At 42.8% G+C, this 24,584-nt stretch carries 15 protein-coding genes and 1 pseudogene; all 16 read left to right on the top strand.

All coding sequences use genetic code 11. The annotated features are described in order from the left end of the window. Positions 1–284: 284 nt before the first annotated feature. On the top strand, positions 285–2,606 hold the full coding sequence (locus HMPREF2704_RS09605) for a CAP domain-containing protein (protein ID WP_070846474.1): 2,322 nt from the start codon (positions 285–287) through the stop codon (positions 2,604–2,606). Positions 2,607–2,835: 229 nt separating this feature from the next. Beyond that, positions 2,836–3,579, top strand: coding sequence for a DeoR/GlpR family DNA-binding transcription regulator (locus HMPREF2704_RS09600; protein WP_031573070.1), 744 nt, complete (start codon positions 2,836–2,838; stop codon positions 3,577–3,579). Further along, on the top strand, positions 3,576–4,487 hold the full coding sequence (pfkB, locus tag HMPREF2704_RS09595; protein WP_070846472.1) for a 1-phosphofructokinase: 912 nt from the start codon (positions 3,576–3,578) through the stop codon (positions 4,485–4,487). Before HMPREF2704_RS09600 ends, pfkB begins: the two co-directional genes overlap by 4 nt. After that, positions 4,484–6,451 carry a PTS fructose transporter subunit IIABC gene (locus HMPREF2704_RS09590; RefSeq protein WP_070846470.1) on the top strand — a complete coding sequence of 656 codons (1,968 nt, stop codon included), beginning with the start codon at positions 4,484–4,486 and terminating at the stop codon, positions 6,449–6,451. The genes pfkB and HMPREF2704_RS09590 overlap by 4 nt, the downstream gene beginning before the upstream one ends. Positions 6,452–6,746: 295 nt before the next feature. Continuing rightward, positions 6,747–7,184, top strand: a complete 438-nt coding sequence (locus tag HMPREF2704_RS09580) for a hypothetical protein (protein ID WP_070846466.1) — start codon at positions 6,747–6,749, stop codon at positions 7,182–7,184. 57 nt (positions 7,185–7,241) lie between these two features. Continuing rightward, complete coding sequence (locus tag HMPREF2704_RS09575; RefSeq protein WP_070846464.1) at positions 7,242–8,321, top strand: hypothetical protein; 1,080 nt, start codon at positions 7,242–7,244, stop codon at positions 8,319–8,321. 130 nt (positions 8,322–8,451) lie between these two features. Further along, on the top strand, positions 8,452–8,889 hold the full coding sequence (locus HMPREF2704_RS09570; protein WP_070846461.1) for a hypothetical protein: 438 nt from the start codon (positions 8,452–8,454) through the stop codon (positions 8,887–8,889). A 201-nt stretch (positions 8,890–9,090) separates the two neighbouring features. Further along, positions 9,091–9,465 (top strand): DUF1149 family protein, encoded by a 375-nt coding sequence (locus HMPREF2704_RS09565; RefSeq protein WP_003001888.1) that lies wholly within the window; start codon positions 9,091–9,093, stop codon positions 9,463–9,465. Between the two features lie 3 nt (positions 9,466–9,468). Further along, a pseudogene (locus HMPREF2704_RS09560) lies at positions 9,469–10,316 on the top strand (DegV family protein). 10 nt (positions 10,317–10,326) lie between these two features. Beyond that, complete coding sequence (gene dapB / locus HMPREF2704_RS09555; protein ID WP_070846459.1) at positions 10,327–11,094, top strand: 4-hydroxy-tetrahydrodipicolinate reductase; 768 nt, start codon at positions 10,327–10,329, stop codon at positions 11,092–11,094. Beyond that, a complete protein-coding gene (locus HMPREF2704_RS09550; protein WP_049522725.1) occupies positions 11,091–12,302 on the top strand; it encodes a CCA tRNA nucleotidyltransferase in 1,212 nt (403 codons plus the stop codon). Before dapB ends, HMPREF2704_RS09550 begins: the two co-directional genes overlap by 4 nt. After that, positions 12,299–14,167, top strand: a complete 1,869-nt coding sequence (locus HMPREF2704_RS09545; RefSeq protein WP_049507830.1) for an ABC-F family ATP-binding cassette domain-containing protein — start codon at positions 12,299–12,301, stop codon at positions 14,165–14,167. The genes HMPREF2704_RS09550 and HMPREF2704_RS09545 overlap by 4 nt, the downstream gene beginning before the upstream one ends. A gap of 9 nt (positions 14,168–14,176) precedes the next feature. After that, on the top strand, positions 14,177–14,695 hold the full coding sequence (locus HMPREF2704_RS09540) for a hypothetical protein (RefSeq protein WP_049507828.1): 519 nt from the start codon (positions 14,177–14,179) through the stop codon (positions 14,693–14,695). A gap of 85 nt (positions 14,696–14,780) precedes the next feature. Next, positions 14,781–15,740 (top strand): ROK family glucokinase, encoded by a 960-nt coding sequence (locus tag HMPREF2704_RS09535; protein WP_049507826.1) that lies wholly within the window; start codon positions 14,781–14,783, stop codon positions 15,738–15,740. A gap of 90 nt (positions 15,741–15,830) precedes the next feature. Then, positions 15,831–16,670: a thymidylate synthase gene (locus HMPREF2704_RS09530; protein WP_049507824.1), complete on the top strand. Its 840-nt coding sequence runs from the start codon at positions 15,831–15,833 to the stop codon at positions 16,668–16,670. A gap of 203 nt (positions 16,671–16,873) precedes the next feature. After that, positions 16,874–24,584 (top strand): CshA/CshB family fibrillar adhesin-related protein (locus tag HMPREF2704_RS09525; RefSeq protein ID WP_070846458.1); only part of this gene is annotated, 7,711 nt, incomplete at its 3' end.

Below are 24,584 nucleotides of genomic sequence, written 5' to 3'. Positions count from 1 at the left end.
TGAAACGTTATTGTTTCAGGCACTTTTCTCACAGTGGAAAGTTTCGGTATTCCTCTGAATCGATATTAAAATTAAAACTCATTTTAATTTTTTTACAGAATCATTTAACTTATTTTACTTTAAAATAGTTTGTCTACATTCTATAACAGCCTTAGCTGTTTTTCTTTTGCCTCAAAATTTTATGAAAAAAACTTTTTAAACCTACTAGTTATTGGTAACAAAATGTGGTATGCTAGGGGGTAGAGAAACTTCAAGAAAATGATTCAGTTTTGGGGGTGAGTTTAATGGGAAAGAAATTAGGAAAATCGGTTTTTACGACAGGAGTTGCGGCGACAACGGTACTGTCTGGAATGTTTCATCATAAGGCTAGTGCGGAAGAAGTGAAGCAAAATGAAAATGCAGAAACCAATAGCACTGAGGTGGTTGAGAAGCCTATTACAGTCGATGAGTTGAAGCAAATTACAGCTCAAAAAGGCCAAGTGGTGAAAGATGTCCACTACCAAGAGCAAAAAGTGATCGATGCTCAAACGGAAGTTAAGGCGGCTGGACAAGAACTGGAAGAAAAGAAAGCAGAAGTGACGGATGCCGAAAACCTGATCGCAACGACTTCGAATGCACAAATTCAGAACGCAGAAAATGACGTTAAGGTGGCACAAGCCTATGTGACCATCGAAGAAAATAAGGTTCGAGAGGCGGAAGCTGCACATGATCAAGTTGTAGAGGCTGTTCGTCAACAGGAAAATCAGGTTACAGCTCAGGAATCTTTGGTCGATGTAGCACAAAATGAATTGAACCAAGCCAAAGCGCCAATTTCTAATGATGAGAATGTGCTAAACCAGGCCTTGTTGGAGCAAAGCCAAGTCGAGCAAAGTATTCGAGAATCTCAGAGTTATCTCGCGACCTTGCAAGCGAGTCAGCAGAATGGGGCTGATACAGTGGCTCAAATTGAGAGCGATATTCAACTGGCTCAAACGCGTCTGACAGATTTGAAAGCGGTCATCGCAACCAAGGAAGCAGAATTGGCAGCCTTAGAACAAGCAGCGGCCAATAGCCCTGTCCAGTTGAGTCAAGCAACCTACGAAGGCTACTTGCAACACTTGGCTGACAATGGCAATGAAGCTGCAGCAAGTGCTTTAGCCCTTTACAAGCGTGGTCGTGAAGAAGACGGCTTAACGGTTGGAGAGTCTGGATCCTTGCAAGCCAATCTTCGAGCTCTTGAAATTGCGGATGCCATTAATAGCTATCGTCGCAATGCAGGCTTGCCTGAATTGGAACTGGATCCTTATTCCCTTCCTGCCAGTCAAGTACAGTTGGAATACTTCAAGAAAGCCAACTGGCATATGTTTAAGTATTTGCCAAACGAAAACATCGCTTATGGCTTCTCACCTTCTGGTGCAGTAGACTTTTGGTACAATGAAAAAGCGGCTTACCAAGAAGTAGCAGCTCAATACGGTCTACCGACAGACGAAACACAAATCGATGCCAACGACATCTATATGAAGATTGGGGCTGAGGCCTTTGCCAAGGTTGGTCATTACCTCCAAATGGTGGACAACAAAGCAACGGCTTTATCAGTGGCTTATGACCCAAGTAATGCCATGTCAGAAGCAGCTTTCTTACACAGTCCTGTTACCTCAGCAGTGTCAACCAATGCACTTGCTTACCAATTGCGTCAGGGAGCTGGTGCTACAACGACAAGATCAGATGTCAAAGCAAAATCTGATGAAGTCGCTAACCTCAAGCTGGACAAGGCCAATCAAGAGTCCCAAATCATTATCTTGCAAGGCAAATTAGAAGATGCCCGCCATACTAATTCAAATGTGGAAGTAGAGATGGCCAATGTGCAAAAGACCATCCAAAACTACAAAATTCTTCTTGTCAGCAAGGATCATGCAGTTGAAAAAGCAAAAGCGACTCTTGATGTATCTCGAGGTCGGATTGAAGCAACCATCCAACCAAAAGAAGCAGCCCTTCAAAAAGCGAAAGATTTGTTAGCGGCCGCTCGTGAGAAATTAGATCTATTAAAAGCAGAAGAAGCAGAAAAAGCCCAAGTCGTTCGAGAATCTCATGAGGGCTTGAAGGCAGCTCAAGAGCGCCTGGTTGCTGCTGAAAAACGTCTTTCTGACTTTAAAAATGCACCAGAATTATTGGTCAAAGCCCAATCTGTTTTATCAGCTGCGGTGGCTAATTTAGAGAATAAAAAAGAAAAATTGGAAGCAGAATTCACAACCCTTCAATCTTATCAAAGTGTCGTGGAACTGTTGAATTCCCAATATGAAGATCTAGCCTCACGGATAGATCCAGCTATTTTAGAAGCAGCAGATATGCCAATGGATATCCGCTCAAGTAATCCAACTACTTTTTCGGATAGACCAACAGTTCTTCCAACAACTACCAATAGTCCGAAAGTGCAAGCACCAACAGCTAGTCCAGCTCCAAAACAAGAAGCTAAAGTAGAAGAAATCAAACCCAAAAAAGAAAACAGCGAAACTGTGGCAAGTAAAGATTCTTCCAAATATGCAGTAGCAACAACAGGTGTTGCCGTCGGGCTACTTGCTGGATTGTTTGGTTTCAAGAAAAAGAAACAATCTTCAAAAAATGATTAAGACATACCTAAGATAGAGTGGATGCTTAGACACTTTATTGCTTAAACTCTTCAAAGAAGATATATGAGGGTGGGAAAAGAACTCGCTTAACAAAATGAGTTCTTTCCTGCTCTTTTTTTGTACAATTTTAGAATTTTTGAAGGAAAATGATAGAAAATGATAAAAGGTGTTGACATTTTTTGGAGATGGAGTATAATAGTCCTTGTAATCGATTGCAAAAGGAGGAGAAATGCTTAAGTCTGAACGAAAACAATTCATCCTCGAGAAGGTACTGAAGGAAAAATTTGTTTCCTTAGAAACCCTTGTACAAGAGCTGGGGACGTCTGAATCAACGGTTCGACGTGACTTGGATGAATTAGAAGCTGAAAGTAAACTTCGCCGGGTTCACGGCGGTGCGGAAAGCCTGCATTTTCTTCAAGAGGAAGAAAGCAATAAAGAAAAATCTATCAAAAACATTCAAGTTAAGTCAAAGATCGCTGTAAAAGCAGCGGAATTGATCAAAGATCATGATGTGATCTTTATCGATGCCGGGACGACCAATGAACTTTTGGTACAAGAAATTGTCAATCCAACGGTAACCGTGGTGACCAACTCGATTCACCATGCGACCAAGTTGGTCGAGCGAAATGTTCCAACGGTCATCATCGGTGGGAAGGTAAAATCTTCAACAGATGCTAGTATCGGAGGGATCGCGCTCAATCAGATCGGTCAGTTGAATTTTGACAAAGCCTTTCTTGGTATGAATGGAATCGATGATGAATTTTACAGCACTCCAGACCTGGAAGAAGGATCTGTCAAGCGTGCGATTATCGAAAATGCGAAAAAAACCTATATCCTAGCGGATGATTCGAAAATTGGGGTGACATCCTTTGTCAAAGTGGCTCCTATCAAGCGAGCAATGATTATCACCAATCAAAGTGAACCGCAACGATTAAAGGTTTTAAAAGAAAAAACGGAGGTTATAGAGGTTTGATTTATACAGTTACACTGAATCCAGCAATTGACTATATTGTCCGTCTCGATCATGTAGAGACCGGAGCGGTCAATCGGATGGCTTCGGAAGATAAATTCGCCGGTGGTAAAGGGATCAATGTCAGTCGTGTCTTGAAGCGTCTCGATATCGAGAACACAGCGACTGGATTTATCGGTGGTTTCACCGGACGTTTCATTGAAGACGTACTGACCAGCGAAGACATTTCCACCAACTTTGTGACAGTGGACCAAGATACACGGATCAATGTCAAGATCAAAGCTGATGAGGAAACAGAGATCAATGGGAATGGCCCAGAAGTGACGGAAGCTCAGTTGCAAGAATTGCTCAACATCTTATCGAGTTTATCATCAGATGATGTGGTAGTCTTTGCAGGATCTGCCCCATCTTCACTTGGAAATGCCATTTACAAACAATTGATCGCAGCAACACGTGCGACAGGTGCGCAAGTGGTTTGTGACTTTGAAGGGCAAACCCTGATTGATTCCTTGGAGTTCAATCCCCAATTGGTCAAACCAAACAACCATGAGTTGGGAGCTATTTTTGGCGTGACCTTGACGGAATTGCCAGAAATCGAACGCTATGCCAAAGAAATCTTGGCCAAAGGAGCACAAAACGTCATTATTTCCATGGCAGGTGATGGTGCTCTCCTTGTCAGTCCAAGCGGTACTTACTTCGCAAAACCAATCAAAGGGCAAGTGAAGAATTCAGTCGGAGCTGGCGATTCTATGGTAGCAGGCTTCACTGGGAAGCTCGCAACGACAGGAGATGTCATTGAAGCCTTCAAATGGGGCGTGGCTTGTGGAACAGCGACCACCTTCTCAGATGATTTGGCGACAGCGGACTATATTAAAGAAACTTATGAAAAAGTAGAGGTAGAAAAACTATGAAAATTCAAGACGTTTTAAATAAAAACGTGATGTTGTTTGATCTTCAAGCAACAGATAAAGAAGGCGTGATCAATGAGATGATTCAATCGCTCGTTGACAATGGTGTGGTGACAGATTTTGAAACTTTCAAAGCTGGGATCATGAACCGTGAAGCACAAACTTCAACTGGTTTGGGTGACGGAATTGCTATGCCGCACAGCAAAAATGAAGCAGTTAAAGAAGCAACAGTCTTGTTTGCAAAATCAAACAAGGGTGTGGACTACGCATCACTTGATGGCCAACCAACAGACTTGTTCTTCATGATTGCAGCTCCAGAAGGCGCAAACGACACTCACTTGGCAGCCCTTGCTGAATTGTCTAAGTACTTGATGAAACCAGGATTTGCGGACAAACTTCGCCAAGCCAGCACTCCTGATCAAGTGATCGCAGCCTTTGATGCAGAAGAGCAAGAAGCTGCAGCTGAAGAAGCGAAAAAAGCAGAAGCAGTCAAAGAAGCAGCTTCATCTGACAAACCTCTGATCGTTGCCGTTACAGCTTGTACAACAGGGATCGCCCACACTTACATGGCAGAAGAAGCCCTCATCAAAAAAGGGGAAGAAATGGGTGTTACAGTCCGCGTTGAAACCAACGGGGCATCTGGTGTCGGCAATCGCTTGACAGCTGAAGAAATCGCCAAAGCTGAAGGGGTCATCATTGCAGCAGATAAGGCAGTTGAAACCGCTCGTTTCGATGGCAAAAAATTGATCTCTAAACCAGTTGCAGCTGGTATCCGTCAGACAGAAGAATTGATTCAAACCATCTTGGACGGCAAAGCAGATGTCTTCCACGCAGAAAATGCTGCACAAGCTAGCGCTAGCCAAGAAAAATTAAGCTTGGGTGGAGCTTTCTACAAACACTTGATGAGTGGGGTTTCTCAAATGCTTCCATTCGTTATCGGTGGTGGTATCTTGATCGCCCTTGCCTTCTTGATTGACCAAATCATGGGCGTGCCTCAAGATCAATTGTCTAGTCTTGGTTCTTATCATGTATTAGCGGCACAATTTAAAACAATTGGTGGTGTAGCCTTTGGCTTCATGCTTCCTGTACTTGCAGGTTACATTGGATTCTCAATCGCTGAAAAACCTGGTTTTGTAGCAGGGTTTATCGCTGGATCTATTGCTAGCTCAGGGTCAGCATTTGGAAATATCGCCTACGGTGCTGCTAAAGGTGAATTGCCAGCAGCCGTATCATCAGGTTTCCTTGGAGCTTTGGTAGGTGGTTTCCTTGCAGGTGGAATTGTTCTCTTGCTTCGCAAAGCCCTTGCAGGTCTTCCACGTTCACTCGATGGTATCCGCTCTATCCTTCTCTTGCCATTACTTGGTGTTGGTTTGACAGGATTCTTGATGTTCCTCATCAATATTCCAATGGCTGCTATCAATACTGGTCTTAACAACTTCCTTTCAAGCTTGTCAGGTAGCTCAGCTGTCCTTCTTGGACTTCTCGTCGGCGGTATGATGGCTGTCGATATGGGTGGACCAGTTAACAAAGCCGCTTATGTCTTCGCTACAGGTACACTTGCTGAATCTGTTGCTTCAGGTGGTTCTATTGTTATGGCAGCTGTTATGGCAGCTGGTATGGGTCCTCCATTGGCAGTATTCGTAGCAACTGTATTGTTTAAAGATAAATTCACACAAGAAGAACGCGATTCAGGTTTGACAAACATCGTTATGGGTCTTTCCTTCATCACAGAAGGTGCCATTCCATTCGGTGCAGCTGACCCAGCTCGTGCCATCCCTAGCTTCATTGCTGGTTCAGCATTGACAGGTGCCCTTGTTGGTCTTGCAGGCTTGAAACTCATGGCTCCTCACGGAGGAATCTTCGTTATCGCTCTTACATCAAATCCACTTCTATACATCTTGTTCGTATTGATCGGTGCAGTCGTAAGTGGTATCTTGTTCGGATTGCTTCGCAAACCTAAAAACTAAACATGACTAAAAGAGGCTGGGCAAAAATCGTCCAGCCTTTGAAGTCTTATAAAAATAAATATATGACGCAGTGGTTGATTGGCATCTTTGTTCACTTTATAAGCTCCAAAGATGACCTAATCAACTGTGCGGGGGTGGGAAGATTGAAAAGGTTTGGGGAACCTTTTCAACTTTTTTATTTTACGGAGTTCTTTCCCACTCCCTTTTTTATTGCTAAAAACACCAACTAGTGATGAAGTTGCTTATCTCTATAGATTTCGATATGATAGTAGAAAGCATTTTTCTTGGAGGATCAATGAGAAAAAAGAAGAAAGTTCTCATATTGGGATTTACAGCAATTGCGTTATCAGGAGTGGCCATTATCGGTTCTCAATATCCAAACTTGTTTTCAATTAATAGTCATCAAGTAAAGCAAGCCAGTCCCAAGGAACAACAGTTAGAAGATGTAAAAAAGCATGCGAAAGAAATTGAAGATTTTGTGAAATCTTTAAGTCCTAAAGTTGAATCTGTCCAGATTGCTTGGGATGAAACACAATGGGAAGAAGTAGGAAATGGTACCCCTCAGAGCGGCGGTCAAGTCCTTCGAGTTTTTGGAGGTTTTAACCACATCCAAAATTCAAGTTGGAGTGTTTTGGTTTATTTAAAAGACACTAAGAACGATGATACAGATTCTGTTGAAGGAATTGGTAGCGGTGGTCCACTTCGTGTAGGAGGCGAATATTTTGACGAATAGATCTCTAAAAAACTTTTGCAATGGATTAGATTTTTAGTAGAAAAGGGAAAGGGATAAATGAAAAAGAAAATTATTATTGTTGTTTCGTTAGTTCTAGTAATTGCAGTCGCTGTTTTTGGACTTTTTGCCTATCAACATCAGCAAAAAATAGAAAAAGCCAAGCAGGAGCGTGATAAATATAAGAACTATGATTACTACACAGGTCAATGGGAAATTGATTCTTATAAATTCTTGGATGATGGACGAGGTGTTGTGGTTCATTGGAAATCCCTAACTCCTGAAGAAGATAAGTTATTTGCAAAGTACAATCCAGATTTAAGTGAAAAGTATTTAGGTGTACATGGGGCATCTAATGAACGCTATATTATTCGTCAGAATATAAAAAGATTAAAGAATATACCAACAATGTCTTTTCCAAAAGATGATTCTGAAGGTTATTTCAAACTTTCAATCTATAAAATACAAAATCACACCTTAAAAAAAGAAGATCTAGACCTTTATCGTTTTGTAAAAAAATATAATAAGACTTATAAGCCAGCAGAAATTGAAGCGATTGTAGAAAAAGATGGGAAAAATTATCTACCTATCAAATCTTATCTAACTACTGAAGAAAAAACTATTAGTAAATATCTTTGGCTAAATCTAGAGACAAAGCAAATTGAGTGGGAAGATACGAAAATGCAACGAAATAATCGTCAAGATATTTTTGTAGATTTAGGTAAATTAAAAGATAGAATTTCAGAAACTACGGATAATCTTAGTACGACAACTGGGGTTGATAGCATAAATCAAAATATGCTATCCTTTAGAATAAATGTATTAAATAACAGTGTACTGGAGTCAAAAGATCCAAAAGCCTATCAATTATTAAGTAAAAAGGACTCTCAGTTTTATATTCTGATTGATTCCAAACTAGACTATGATACTGTTTACGGAAATGTCCAACAGTTTATTGAGCTTTACCAACTCTTCGTTCCCGCTAATACGAATCTCTATGAAGGAATTACAATTCCGGCAGAATTGAGTACGGATGGACAAGTCCATCAAGTGAATACCAAGGATGAGTTTGACAGATATTATGATGTGGAGAAAGATAATGAGCTGAACAAGCAACGTCAGGTTTTGGTCGAGCAGTAGTAGTTTAAAGAAAGGTCCGGAAATCGTGGCTTTTTCTTTTCCGACATAAATATCATCTAGTCATGTTGTTGCAATCTATTCATATTTCGATACAATTATTATAACTTGTCCTTATCAAGGAGGATGAAGCATGAAAAAAGGTAAACTGGCAATTCTTTTAGCCATCGCTACTGTATTAGCAGGGGGTATAATTATCGCTAGTCAAAAACAAAGCATCTTTTCAAATGACACTCAATCAAGTAAGCAACTTAGCGCTAGAGAGAAGCAACTGGCTTATTTAAGGGAACATGAAAAAGATATGGCTGATTTTGTAAAATCTTTGAGTCCTAAGGTTAAAAGTGTTCAGTTTGATTGGGAGAGTATGGAAGTTGGACAGGTAGGCAATGGAACACCTCAAGGTGGTGGCTATATGTTAACTCTTAGAGGAAAGGTGAATCAGAATGAACAAACAAAATTCATGGTTGGCTTTTCTATAGATAATGCTACCAGCACACCAAAGGAATTTGGAATTTATGAGATGCAACCCATAAGAATTTATAGGGATGGCGGTTGGTATTATTATGACTAATCGTCATTCAAAAGTCTTTATCTTGTTTTTTCGATCCTTACAAAAGAGTTAGCGAAGAATTGGGCAAAACAAGTTAAAGACTGGCCAAACTTTTCTGATCTTTTCTTCTTGTACTAGCGAAAAAATCACCTCATTCTACGTTGGTATCTTGAGCTGAATTATGATATAATAAGCCTATCGCATATTTTTAGGAGAATAAAAATGGATATTCAACGTGAAAAAGAATTTGTCAGCCAATACCACTATGATGCTCGTAATTTTGAGTGGGAAAAAGAAAATGGCATCCCTGAAACAAAAGTAGATGTAAACTTTCAATTAATCAATCGTGATCAAGAACAAAACACAACTTCTTTGATTGTGATCTTGAGCTATATGATCGTTTTTGACGGTTTTGTGATCAGCGGAACCATCACTCAAATCAACCACTTGTTTGGTCGTTATGTCAATGAACCAAGTGAATTCAGCAAAGACGAAGTGGAAGAATTGGCTCGCCCTTGCTTGAATATGCTCAACCGTTTGACTTACGAAGTCACAGAAATTGCCCTTGATTTACCGGGTATTAATTTGGAGTTTTAATCAATGAAATTAGCAGTGATCACGGATTCGTCTGCCTATTTACCGCAAGACGTGCTCCATCACGACGACTTATTTATTTTAGAGATCCCGATCTATATAGATGGGGAGTCTTATGTTGAAGGGAAGAACCTGACACATGATGAGTTCTACCAAAAGATGGCGGCGTCTAAGGAATTGCCAAAGACTAGCCAGCCGAGTGTTGCAGAGTTAGAAGAAGTCTTATCTGGCTTGACAGCTAAGGGCTATACGCATGCTATCGGTCTTTTCTTATCATCTGGTATTTCTGGTTTCTACCAAAATATCCAATATTTGAAGGATGAGTTTGAAGGTCTGACCGTTGAATTTCCGGACTCAAAAATCACTAGTGCTCCTCTAGGAATGATGGCAGAAGACTGCTTGAAATGGGCTGGTGAAGGCCGTTCCTTCGATGAGATTGTTGCCAATGTCCAACACCAGATTGATGGAATTTCTGCCTATATCATGGTGGATGATTTGAACCACTTGGTTAAAGGTGGCCGTCTGTCAAATGGGGCTGCTATTCTTGGGAATCTCTTGAGCATCAAGCCTATTCTTCATTTTAATGATGAAGGCGTGATTGAGGTCTTTGAGAAAGTCCGGACGGAAAAGAAGCCATGAAACGCTTGGTAGAGATTGTTGTATCAGATATCGCAGATGGTCATTACCAAGTCTTTGTCATCCATGCCAATGTCCCTGAAAAAGCAGAGGCACTTCGCCAACTACTCATAGAAGAAGGAGTGGAAGGTGACATTCCTTTTGCTACCTTTGGAGGGGTGATTGGGACGCACTTAGGTGACCATAGCTTAGCAGTTGGATATATCCCTATCGTTTAAGGAGAATTCTATGTCAATTAAAGTCATTATCGCAGGTTTCAAGGGAAGAATGGGACAAGCAGCCTACAAGATGGTTTCAGAAGATCCTGAGCTAGAATTAGCCGGCTTGATCGATCCATTTACTGATGAGACAGAGGTTGCAGGAGTCCCTGTCTTTAACCGCAAAGAAGATGTTGCGGGTCTAGAGGCAGATGTTTGGGTGGACTTTACCATGCCCAAGGTCGCTTACGAGAATACTCGCTTTGCAATTGAAAATGGCTTTGCGCCTGTTGTGGGAACGACTGGATTCACTCCTGAGCAGATCCAAGAATTGACAGACCTTTCACGTGAAAAGGGCTTGGGTGGCTTGATTGCTCCGAACTTTGCCATTGGAGCCGTGCTCTTGATGCAATTTGCAGCGCAAGCAGCCAAGTATTTCCCAAATGTGGAAATCATCGAATTGCACCACGATAAGAAAAAAGATGCACCGAGTGGAACAGCGATTAAAACCGCTGAGTTGATCTCTGAGAAGCGCGAGAAGATCCAGCAAGGTGCAGCAGATGAAGAAGAGTTGATGCCTGGAGCAAGAGGGGCTGAGTTTGAAGGGATGCGCATCCATTCAGTTCGATTGCCTGGCCTAGTCGCTCACCAAGAGGTGATTTTTGGTAGCCAAGGCGAAGGGTTGACTCTCCGTCATGATTCCTACGATCGTGTTTCCTTCATGACAGGAGTAAATCTAGGGATTAAAGAAGTTGTCAAGCGTCATGAGCTTGTTTATGGTTTGGAACACTTACTATGAGATTAGAAAAGATGCCTTCTGAGTTTCAGGAGGCTTTACCAATATTAGAGAAGATTAAAGCAGCTGGTTTTGAGGCCTATTTTGTCGGAGGATCTGTCCGAGATGCTCTCTTGGATCGTCCCATTCACGATGTCGATATCGCTTCCTCCTCTTACCCAGAAGAGACCAAGGCGATTTTTGATCGAACAGTTGATGTCGGTATCGAACATGGGACCGTTTTGGTCCTTGAAAATGGGCAAGAATATGAAATTACGACCTTCCGGACGGAGGATGTCTATGTCGATTATCGCCGTCCAAGCTCCGTGTCTTTTGTGCGCTCACTTGAAGAAGACCTCAAGCGCCGTGATTTCACCGTCAATGCCTTTGCTTTAAATGAAAAAGGAGAAATTGTTGACCTCTTTCATGGACTAGAAGATTTAGAAAACAAGGTCCTTCGGGCGGTTGGGATTCCTCATGAACGGTTTAACGAAGATGCACTCCGGATCATGCGAGGCTTTCGTTTTCAAGCCAGTCTTGGATTTGAATTAGAAGAGGCAACCTTTGATGCCATGAAGGAGTGCGCTCCCTTACTAGAGAAGATTTCTGTAGAGCGCACCTTCATCGAGTTTGATAAGCTCTTGCTTTCTCCATTCTGGAGACAGGGCTTGGAGGCCATGCTTGCAAGTGGTGCTTATCACTATCTGCCAGAGATGAAGGATCGCAAAGAAGCAATCGAGCGTTTGTTTGACATAGAGTTGGAATATACCTTTTCAACTTCTGAGCAAGCCTGGGCTGCTCTGGTCTTAGCACTAGAGATTCAAGATATTCCAAAATTCTTTAAAAAATGGAAGACCTCTAGAGAGTTTGCCAAGACGGTGGAGCAGATCGTGGAGATTCTAAAACTCCGAGAAAAAGGAAGTCTAGACAAGCGTGCCTGTTACAAGTATGAGAAGCGTTTGTTGCTAGTGGCTGAAGAGCTCCGGGAAGCGTATGCCTTGAGTGTGGATTATTTGGCCATTGAGCGCGTTTATGATAGCTTGACCATTCATGATAAGCATGAAGTCGTGGTCAATGGCGGTATGCTGATCAAAGACTACGGATTTCAACCAGGTCCAGCCTTGGGAGACATTTTGACAAAAATCGAATATGCCATCGTCGATGGGGAACTGGGTAATGAGAAAGAGGCCATCATCGCCTATATCCAGCAAGCAAAAGAGGAGGAAAAATGAGCGATTTTATTGTCGATAAATTAACCAAATCTGTCGGAGATAAGACCGTCTTTCGTGAGATTTCCTTTATCATTCACGACTTGGATCGGATCGGATTGATCGGGGTCAATGGAACTGGGAAAACGACGCTGTTAGATGTGTTGTCGGGTCGCTCTGGCTTTGATGGAGATGTGAGTCCTTTTTCTGCCAAGAGTGATTATACAATTGGCTACTTGACCCAGGAGCCAGACTTTGATGATCAAAAGACGGTTCTGGATACAGTGTTATCTAGCGATTTGCGCGAAATGCAGCTGATTCGCGATTATGAATTCTTGATGGCGGATTACCGAGAAGAGAACCAAGCCCGTCTTGAAAAGGTCATGTCGGAGATGGATTCGCTCAATGCTTGGGAAATTGAGAGTCAGGTCAAGACAGTCCTTTCCAAACTTGGAATTGAAGACTTGAACGCCAAAGTTGGGGACCTATCTGGGGGCTTGCGTCGTCGGGTGCAACTGGCACAGGTTTTGCTGTCTCACCACGACCTGCTTTTACTAGATGAGCCGACCAACCACCTAGACATTGATACCATCGAATGGTTGACCAATTTCTTAAAGAACTCTAAGAAAACGGTGCTCTTCATTACTCACGATCGCTATTTCTTGGATAATATCTCGACACGGATCTTTGAGTTGGATCGAGCTAGCTTGATCGAGTATCAAGGCAACTACCAGGATTATGTCCGCTTAAAGGCTGAGCAAGACGAGCGTGATGCTGCACTTCTTCATAAGAAGCAGCAACTCTATAAGCAGGAGTTGACCTGGATGCGACGTCAACCCCAGGCGCGTGCGACCAAGCAACAGGCGCGGATCAATCGATTCCATGATCTCAAGCAAGACTTGTCTGGTCAAAGCAACCAGACAGATTTGGAGATGAACTTTGAAACCAGCCGGATCGGAAAGAAAGTCATCGAGTTTAAAGATGTGAGTTTTGCTTTTGAAAACAAGCCGATTTTACAGGACTTTAACCTTTTGGTGCAAAATAAGGACCGCATCGGGATCGTTGGGGATAATGGTGTCGGCAAGTCCACCTTACTCAATTTGATCGCTGAGCGACTACAGCCACAGTCTGGGCAAGTCATCATCGGGGAAACCGTCCGAGTGGCTTATTTCTCTCAACAGATCGATGGTTTGGATGAGAGCAAGCGCGTGATTAATTTCCTCCAGGAAGTTGCTGAGGAAGTGAAGACGACCGTTGGGACGACATCAATTGCAGATCTCTTGGAGCAATTTCTTTTCCCACGTTCCATGCACGGAACCTTGATCGAAAAACTCTCCGGTGGGGAGAAGAAACGCCTCTTTCTCTTAAAACTCTTGATTGAAAAACCCAATGTGCTTCTCCTCGATGAGCCAACCAATGATTTGGATATCGCTACCTTGACGGTTTTGGAAAACTTCCTTCAAAACTTTGGAGGTCCCGTCATTACCGTTAGCCACGACCGCTATTTCCTTGATAAGGTAGCAAGTAAGATCCTGGCTTTTGAAAATGGGGGCATTCGGGAGTTCTTTGGCAATTATACGGATTACCTGGATGAGAAGGCCTTTGAAGCTGCTCAAGTAACGGCCAGTGACAAGGTTGAAAAAGAGAAACCTATCAAGCCAAAAGAAGAGAAGAAGCGTATGAGCTATATGGAGAAGCAAGAGTGGGCGAGCATTGAAGCAGATATCGAAGCCATTGAAAATCGGATTGCAGAGATTGAAGTGGAGATGAATGAAAACGGCTCTGACTTTGGCAAATTGTCAGCCCTTCAAAAGGAATTGGATCAGGAAAATGAGCGATTGCTTGAGAAATACGATCGCTATGAATACCTGAGTGAATTAGATGAATAAGGAGGCCCTATGAATCAATTGAACCGGATATCCCTTGGGATTTCAGCCACTATTTTTACTATTATCGGTATCGTCTTGTTTATCAATCCGATTGAGCACATTGGCTCATTTAGCTGGTTGATTTCCTGTGGTTTCTTTTTAATCTCCCTTTCGCGTTTTTCACGCTATTACAGATTGCGCCAAGCTGGTATCATCCAGCAGCAACAGCTCTTTCACAGTATGGTCGCTTTGGTTTTTGCGGTCTACTTACTGCTCTATGGCTACAAGACCTTGCCGATTGTCTTTCCAGTCACTTTAGGAATTTGGCTGATCTACCGTTCGATTTTAAACTTCCGAAAAGCTAATTTTTACTCTAGGAAGGTTGAAGAACTATCTAAGCGTTATATTTTCTTTGCCTTGGTACAGCTCTTCATCGGTTTATTCCTAATCGTTAGTCCGCTTTCGATTAGCGTCTTTCTATTAAATATTATTGGTTTGATTTTCCTGCTTCTAGGACTACAATCCTTCAGTCTCTTGTTAAAAAGTTAAGAAAAATTACGTGCAAACCTTTGCGTTTGATAAAAAGTCTGATATAATAGATCTGTAAGTGTTTACAGGTTGAAAGGAGTAATAGATGTCTAAAAAAATTATTGGGATTGACCTTGGAGGAACTTCCATCAAATTTGCCATTCTTACCTTGGATGGAGAAGTTCAAGAAAAATGGTCTATTAAAACAAATATCTTGGATGAAGGCAGCCATATCGTAGATGATATGATCGAATCAATCGCGCATCGTTTGAAAATGCTTGGGCTTGATGCTTCTGAGTTCCAAGGAATTGGAATGGGTTCACCTGGTGTCGTTGACCGAGAAAAAGGAACCGTTATCGGTGCCTACAACTTGAACTGGAAGACTCTTCAACCAGTCAAAGAAAAGATCGAAAGTGCCCTTCATATTCCATTCTTTATCGATAATGATGCCAACGTTGCTGCTTTGGGTGAACGTTGGAAAGGGGCTGGTGAAAACCAACCAGATGTTGTCTTCATGACACTTGGTACAGGTGTCGGCGGTGGTATCGTCGCTGAAGGTCGTCTCTTGCATGGTGTACGTGGAGCTGCTGGTGAGCTTGGTCACATCACTGTTGACTTTGATGATCCAATCCAATGTACCTGTGGTAAAAAAGGCTGTCTTGAAACGGTTGCCTCAGCAACTGGTATCGTCAACTTGACTCGTCGTTACGCTGATGAGTACGAAGGAGACTCTCAATTGAAAGTCTTGATCGACAACGGAGAAGAAGTAACAGCTAAAACGGTCTTTGACCTGGCAAAAGAAGGCGATGCTCTTGCTTTGATCGTCTACAAGAACTTCTCACGTTACCTTGGACTTGCTGCCGCCAACATTGGTTCAACCTTGAACCCATCTAAGATTGTTATCGGTGGTGGGGTTTCCGCTGCTGGAGACTTCCTCTTGGACGGCGTGCGCAAGGTCTTTGAAGAAAACTCATTCCCACAAGTGCGTGAATCTACTCAATTGGCACTTGCTACTTTGGGAAATGACGCCGGTGTAATCGGTGCTGCATTCCTTGTATTACAATAAGATGAAATGGAGATCTGGCTCGTGCTGGGATCTCCTTTTTTTCTGTCTCCTGTGATATAATGAAGACAAAACTGGATTCAAGGAGAGTATATGACAAAAGCAGATACAATTTTTAAAGAAAACATTCGAAAAATCATGGAAGAAGGGGTCTGGTCTGAGCAGGCGCGTCCTAAGTACAAGGATGGTAGAACAGCCAACTCCAAGTACATCACGGGAGCCTTTATGGAATTCGACCTTGCAAAAGGCGAGTTCCCTATCACGACCCTTCGTCCCATCGCGATTAAATCAGCTATCAAAGAGATGCTCTGGATTTACCAGGATCAGTCGAATAGCTTAGACCTTTTAGAAGACAAGTACAATGTCCATTATTGGAATGACTGGGAAGTGGGAGATAGCCGGACGATTGGACAACGTTACGGAGCAGTGGTCAAGAAGCATGATATTACGAATAAGATCCTCAAGCAATTAGAAGCCAATCCTTGGAATCGCCGCAATATTATTTCCCTCTGGGATTATGATGCCTTTGAGGAGACCGACGGACTCTTGCCATGTGCTTTTCAGACCATGTTTGACGTACGGCGCGTGGATGGGGAGATCTATCTAGATGCGACCCTGACCCAGCGTTCAAATGATATGTTGGTAGCCCACCATATCAATGCCATGCAATATGTAGCTCTTCAAATGATGATCGCCAAGCACTTTGGCTGGAAGGTCGGAAAGTTCTTTTACTTCATTAATAACCTTCATATTTATGATAATCAATTTGAACAGGCTGAAGAGTTACTTCGTCGGGAGCCTTCAGATTGTCAGCCACACTTGGTTTTGAATGTACCAGATGGAACCAATTTCTTTGACATCAAACCAGAAGATTTTGAACTGGTCGATTACGATCCAGTGAAGCCACAATTGAAGTTCGATCTTGCCATTTAGTAATAAATCAAGGTTTTTTGATGCCTTGATCAATTGGTAAAATCCTTTTAGAATTAAAACAATTTTAGCTAAAAATTTTTACTCATTTTTGAGTTAAAATGTTTTGAAAATCGTTCGGATTTTGTTAAAATAGATAAAGTTTGTAAAAACTAAACAATTTTAAAAAGAATGTTAATTTATAGATAAATATGGAGGTCCATTAGATGGGGAAAGACTTATTTAATGATCGTATTAGCAGATTCTCAATTCGTAAACTGAATGTGGGGGTTTGCTCAGTACTATTGGGAACACTTGTTATGGTTGGGACAGCCGCAAGTGCAGCCGCAGAAGAAAAGAAAGATACAACAAATGAAAGTGTAGCGGCGGTTGCAACAGCGTCAGAAGCGCCCGCAACTTCAACAGCCACAGCAACTTCAGCAGCATCAACTGCTGAAACGACATCGACTTATGATGCAAACGCAGCAATCACTGCACCAGAGACTTCAACTGCTGCAGCAACATCAACAGCACCTGCTTCAACTAGTGAAGCAAGTAGCACAAGTACAGCAGCTTCAGCAACATCAACTGCTGCAGCTACATCAACTGCTGCGGCAACACCAAGCCTAGAAGCAGTTACGCCAGAAAATAAGGCCACAGAAGTAACTTCAACAAGTACTGATAAGGGCACTCAACTAGTAGCTGGTGTGCCAGCATCGAGTGAAACATCTGCAGTTACACCTGAAACTTCAGGTAAACGTCGTAGCCGTCGTTCTATTGGTGATCCAAACGATCCAAACCTCATCGCAGATGATGTCCAAGATGCCACTTCAACTCCGAAAGAAGCAAAACCAGGTTTCACTACTAATATCAAAGCTACTGACTTGGCTAGCCAAATCTCTTGGTTGGATTTTGGAGATGTGGCTAACTGGACAGGAACAACGACGACATCGAGTGGGAATCTTGCCCTTCAAGTAGGGTCTGCCTATACTAAGGAAATTATGCCGGGTTATGTGGTCACCATCAAAGTCAAATCTTTGAAACCCTTCCAAGCAACAGAAATCTACAAAAAGCGTTTAGAAGACCGAGGAGCGACGGCTGCTGAAAAAGCGACCTATGATCCAAATGCTAGAAATGGTTATGTGAATGGGGCTACTACAAATAATACGAAAGCAGCTTTTAGTGCTGGTGAAGAAGCCAAAGTTGTTGCCGAAGCTCAAACCAGATGGTCAGAAATAAAGGGTGAAGGCATCAATACTGGGGCTAAAAAAACAACCATCAGTTCCGAGTTTGATGGTGGCAATATCGGTGTTCAGTTTGAAATTTCTGCGACCTTCCGTGGAAAAGTAGTCAAACCTGCCATTGTCATGGCGGATGGTGAGTCCGCTAACCCAGGTGAATTGCTTATGTTCACTACAAACGGAGAAGGATGGCAACAAATTGGTGAGTGGTATAAATACGGAAATAAAGCTACTAAAACTTTTATTCCACAAGATACAGACAATTTATTTGGCTCAAATCCTTCCACTAATATAAATGGCATGAGTCTCTATAGGACGAACCTTGACCAACTTCGACGTTCAAATCAAGTTGGACCGGATAAAAAAGCGGTTGCTTGGAAATACTTTGGTAGTTCCGATTTAACAACTGGAGGTCTCGGAACAGGAGTGTTTGGACCAAATATTTCTGCAAGTTCTGTTGCTGTTCCTCTTGTTATGACTAAGGGGGCTTCTGAGATTGGTCTTTATATCGTCTCTGGTGGGAAACAGTCAGCTATGTTTGGATTTTTCCCGCTTGATGAAGGGGATGCACCGGAGTCTTATGGTAAGGCTATCCACTCTATCGCAACCGTTGATGGGATAACAGGTAACAAAGTCACTCAACCTTATCTTGGTCACTTGAGCCCAGATATGGATGAAAACAACGCACATGATTGGTTTGGTGATGATAATGCAACGACAGCTGATGAAGGAGTTGATCAATTGCTCCCAGCTGACCTCAAAGGGACAACCAATGAGATGATCAAGATGGATCGTACGCATCCAGGGAACTACACCATCACTCTTGAAGCTCATACAGATGGGGCGCCTCAAGCCAATATTTATGGTTGGATTGACTTTAACCAAAACGGCACCTTTGATGAAGATGAACGCTCTGACTTGGCTACTATTACCAAGGATGGTTCTGTTACTCTAAGATTCACCAAGAGCAAAACCTATATCGATCCTAGTGTCAATGAACTAGGTGTACGTGTCCGGATTGCTAAGGATGCTGATCAAATCGAAAAACCTACAGGAATGGCTTTCTCAGGGGAAGTCGAAGACTTCAGAACTCAGGTTACTCACCCACCAAAAGGTGAAGTCAAAGCAACGTCTGGCCTTCAAGGCGAAAAACAAACTGCAACTGTAGCCTTTACCGCTCGTGGTTTGCAAGGCTATAGCCTAACTGAGCCAGCAAAAATTGATGAAACAGTAGCTCCACAAATGATAGATAACCGTACAGGGCAAGTCGTTACACCTGGCGCAGATGGCTACTATGCTGTAGCTGGTCAAGGGAAGTACAAGATCACTCCAAACGGAACTTCTGTGGATGTTGAGTTCATTCCTGAAGATCACTTCCTTGGAACAGCGGATGGTATCTCTATTCGTCGTACAGACAGCAATGGCTACGATACGGGTTGGTCAACAAAATTCCCAGCCGATGAAGCCAATGTCGATACTGCCATCAATACCATGGACGGTCTATACATCCCAACAGTTACACCAACGGAAATTGAAGGGGTAGATAAGACTTCATCAGATGTCCAAGGTGCGACTCAAACCGGTACACCAACCTTTAACACAACGACAACAAATGCTAATGGCGAAAAGATCTCTGTCACTCCTAGTCTTACATACCCTGCAAAATTGGTGGACCCAGCGACTGGTCAAGTAACCAATGCAACCTCTGTAACAGTAGCAGGCGAAGGAACATACAGCATTGATGATGCTACTGGTAAAGTAACCTTTGTTCCAGAACCAGGATTCACAGGTACAGCTCAAGGTGTTACCGTATCCGTAACAGCACCTGTCGGAAGAGATAAAGACGGTACCGTCCGTGATGAATACCTTAAGACAGCAACCGCTAAGTACACACCAACTGTAACACCTATCACAGTGACTCCTACAGACAAGGTTTCTGAGGATGTTCAAAATGTTCCTCAAACTCAAACACCAACATTTGATTTGAGTAACGACAAGACTGCTGAAATCACTAGCAAGAAATTGGTGGATCCAGCAACTGGTCAACCGACTGACGAAACAACGGTGACAGTAGCAGGGGAAGGTACATATACAATCGATCCAACTACAGGAGCGGTGACCTTCACACCTGAAAAAGACTTCGTTGGTACTGCAACTGGTGTGACAGTTCAAGCGACTGCAACGATTACCAATGCGAACGGTAAGACAGCAACCATCACATCTGATGCAACTTACACACCAACTGTTGTAGCGGCTGTTCCAACAGCAAACCCTGCAACTTCAAAAGATATCCAAGGTGCGACTCAAACAGGTACACCAACCTTTGCAGGAAAAACTGTTCAAGTAAATGGTGAAGATAAAGCTATTACCATTAAAGACAATAGCTACACATTGCTCGATAAAGATGGTAACGAAGTTTCAACGACACCAGCTTATGCTGCTGATGGTACGACTGAAATCGGTACTTACTCAATCGATCCTACAACTGGACAAGTAACCTTCACACCGACTGATAAATCTTACACTGGTGCAGTGACACCAGCCAAGGTTCAAGCTGAAAGCTCAAACGGTATCAAGGTGGACACAACTTACACACCTGAAATCGTTCCTGTAACACCGACAGCAACCCCAGTTGAAACAGAAGATATCCAAGGTGCTACTCAAACAGGTAAACCTGAATTCAAGGGTGGAATAGTAACCATTGATGGGGTTGAGAAGACAGTAGCCATCAATGAAAATGTTCCAGCAACTTTCGAAGATGGTTCAACAACCAAGACTGTAGACGGTGTAGGTACTTTCACAGTAGCTGCAGATGGAACCGTAACCTTCGTTCCTGAGAAATCATTTGTCGGAACTGCGCCAGCTGTAACGGTTGTTCGTGAAGACATGAATGGATCTAAGGCTTCAGCGACTTACACACCAACCGTAACACCAGTAACCCCAACAGCAACACCAGCTGAAACAACAGGTGTTCAAGGTGCTACACAAACTGGTAAACCTGAATTTACTGCAGGTAACAGTCGTGTTCCAATGAACGATGATGTTGCTGCAACATTTGACGATGGCTCAACTACTAAGACAGTAGATGGCGTTGGTACTTATACAGTAGCAGCAGACGGTACTGTTACATTTGTTCCAGACCCAAGCTTTACTGGTACTGCACCAGCCGTAACCGTTGTTCGTGAAGACATGAACGGAAGCAAAGCTTCTGCAACTTACACACCAACTGTAAATCCAGTCACCCTTACTCCAACAAATAAAGTTTCTGAAGACATTCAAAATGTTCCTCAAACAGAAACTCCTACATTTGCATTGAGTGATGATGAAACTGCTCAAATTACAAGTAAGAAATTGATTGACCCTGCAACAGGTCAACCGACTGATGAAACAACTGTAACAGTAGCAGGTGAAGGAACTTACACAATCGATCCTACTACAGGAGCAGTAACCTTCACACCTGAAAAAGACTTTGTCGGAACTGCAACTGGTGTGAAAGTCCAAGCGACTGCAACAATTACCAATGCAGACGGTAAGACTGCAACAATCACTTCAGATGCAAGTTACACACCAACAGTTGTAGCAGCTGTTCCAACAGCTAATCCAGCTACATCTAAAGATATCCAAGGTGCGACACAAACTGGAACACCAACCTTTGCAGGAACAACTGTTCAAGTAAATGGTCAAGATAAAGCGATCACGATTAAAGATAATAGCTACACACTTTTGGATAAAGATGGAAATGAAGTTTCAAGTACAACAGCTTATGCTGAAGATGGTACAACTGAAATCGGTACTTACTCAATTGATTCAGCAACTGGACAAGTAACCTTCACACCAACTGACAAATCTTATACTGGTAAAGTAACGCCTGTTAAGGTTCAAGCTGAAAGTTCAAACGGCATCAAGGTAGATACAACCTACACTCCTGAAATTGTTCCAGTAACTCCAACAGCAACACCAGCTGAAACAACTGATATTCAAGGGGCTACTCAAACAGGTAAACCTGAATTCAAGGGTGGAACTGTAACGGTTGATGGCGTTGAGAAAACTGTTGAAATCAACGAAGATGTTCCAGCGACATTTGACGATGGTTCAACTACCAAGACAGTAGATGGCGTTGGTACTTACACAGTAGCAACTGACGGAACTGTAACCTTTGTTCCTGAGAAATCATTTACTGGAACTGCTCCAGCAGTGACGGTTGTGCGTGAAGACATGAACGGAACCAAAGCTTCTGCGACTTACACACCAACTGTAACGCCTGTAACACCAACAGCTGAAGATGCTACTTCAACTGGTAAACAAGGTCAAACTCAAACAGGTAAGCCTGAATTTACTGAAGGCAACAGCCGTGTGCCAATGAACGATGATGTTCCAGCAACCTTCGATGATGGATCAACTACTAAGACAGTTGATGGCGTTGGTACTTACACAGTAGCAGCAGACGGAACTGTAACCTTTGTCCCTGAAAAATCATTCACAGGTAAAGCACCAGCCGTAACCGTTGTTCGTGAAGATAAGAACGGAACCAAAGCTTCTGCGACTTACACACCAACTGTAACTCCAGTAACTCCAACAGCAACACCAGCTGAATCTACTGGACCTCAAGGTCTTGTTCAAACTGGAACTGTAACCTTTACAGAAGGTGATGAAGTAGCTCCAATTAACAAGGATTCGATTACTCTTCTTGATGAAAATGGTCAACCAGCAGCATCAGTAGAAGCGAAATCACCAGCAGGTGATGTAATCGGTACATACACAGTTGATAAAGATACAGGTGTAGTTACTTTCACACCGACAGATAAATCTTATTCAGGTGATGTTGTCCCAGTTAAGGTTCAAGCAGCTGATACAAATGGAACTACAGTTGAAACAACATATACACCGAAGATTACTCCAGTTGTTCCAACTTCTGAAGATGCTACATCGACAGATATTCAAGGTCAAACACAATCTGGTAAACCAACCTTCACCGAAGGAAATCCAAATGTTCCAATCGATGAAGATACACCAGCGACCTTCGAAGATGGTTCAACCACTAAGACAGTAGATGGCGAAGGAACTTACACTGTTTCTCCAGATGGAACCGTAACCTTCGTACCAGAAAAATCATTCACTGGAACTGCTACAGGCGTAACAGTGAAACACGTGGATAAGAACGGTACTGAGATCACAGCGAAGTACACACCAACTGTGACACCAGTAACTCCAACAGCTGAGCCAGCAACATCTACAGATATCCAAGGTGCTACACAAACTGGTAAACCTGAATTCACTGAAGGCGATAGCCGTGTACCAATGAACGATGATGTTCCAGCAACCTTCGAAGATGGTTCAACTACGAAGACTGTAAACGGTGTTGGTACTTACACAGTAGCAGCAAATGGAACAGTGACATTCGTACCAGAGAAATCATTTGTCGGAACTGCACCAGCGGTAACTGTTGTTCGTGAAGATATGAACGGAACTAAAGCTTCTGCGACATATACACCAACCGTAACCCCAGTTACACCAACTGCAGAAGATACAACATCTACTGACAAACAAGGTCAAACGCAAACAGGTACACCAACCTTCACACCAGGTAATCCAAATGTTCCAATGGATGATGATACACCTGCAACATTTGAAGATGGATCAACAACCAAGACGATTCCAGGTGAAGGAACTTACACTGTTGCTCCAGACGGAACCGTAACATTTGTTCCAGAAAAATCATTCACAGGAGAAGGTACAGGCGTAACGGTGAAACGTGTCGATAAGAACGGTACTCCAGTTACTGCTAAGTACACACCAACTGTGACACCAGTAACTCCAACAGCGACTCCAGCTGAATCAGAAGCCCCTCAAGGTGTGGTTCAAACTGGAACTGTGACCTTCACTGAAGGTGACCCAGTTGCACCAATCGACAAGGATACCATTACTCTTCTTGACGAAAATGGTCAGCCAGCAGAATCTGTAGTTGCTAAATCACCAGAAGGTAAAGAAATTGGTACCTTCACCGTTGATAAAGAAACAGGTGTTGTGACCTTCACACCAACGGATAAATCATACTCAGGTGATGTGGTTCCAGTTAAGGTTCAAGGTAAAGATACAAACGGAACTGTTGCTGAGACAACTTACACACCTAAGATCACTCCAGTTGTACCAACTGCTGAACCTGCAACATCTACAGACATCCAAGGTCAAACTCAAACAGGTACACCAAGCTTCACACCTGGTAACCCTGCTATCCCAATGGATGATGATGTACCAGCTACCTTTGAAGATGGTTCAACAACAAAAGTTATTCCAGGTGAAGGAACTTACACCGTTGCTCCAGACGGAACCGTAACCTTTGTACCAGAAAAATCATTCACAGGAACAGGTACAGGCGTAACAGTGAAACGTGTTGATAAGAACGGTACTCCAGTTACTGCAACCTACACACCAACCGTTACACCTGTAACTCCAACAGCTAAGCCAGCAACATCTACAGACATTCAAGGTGCAACTCAAACAGGTAAGCCTGAATTTACTGAAGGTGATAGCCGTGTACCAATGAACGATGATGTTCCAGCAACATTTGACGATGGTTCAACTACGAAGACAGTTGAAGGTGTTGGTACTTACACAGTAGCCCCAGACGGAACAGTGACATTCGTACCTGAGAAATCATTTGTCGGAACTGCACCAGCAGTGACAGTGGTTCGTGAAG

Origin of the sequence: Streptococcus sp. HMSC076C09 (assembly GCF_001837905.1) — a bacterium.
In the GTDB taxonomy this organism is placed as follows: Bacteria; Bacillota; Bacilli; order Lactobacillales; family Streptococcaceae; genus Streptococcus; species Streptococcus parasanguinis_I.
This window is presented reverse-complemented; position numbering and strand designations above follow the sequence as displayed.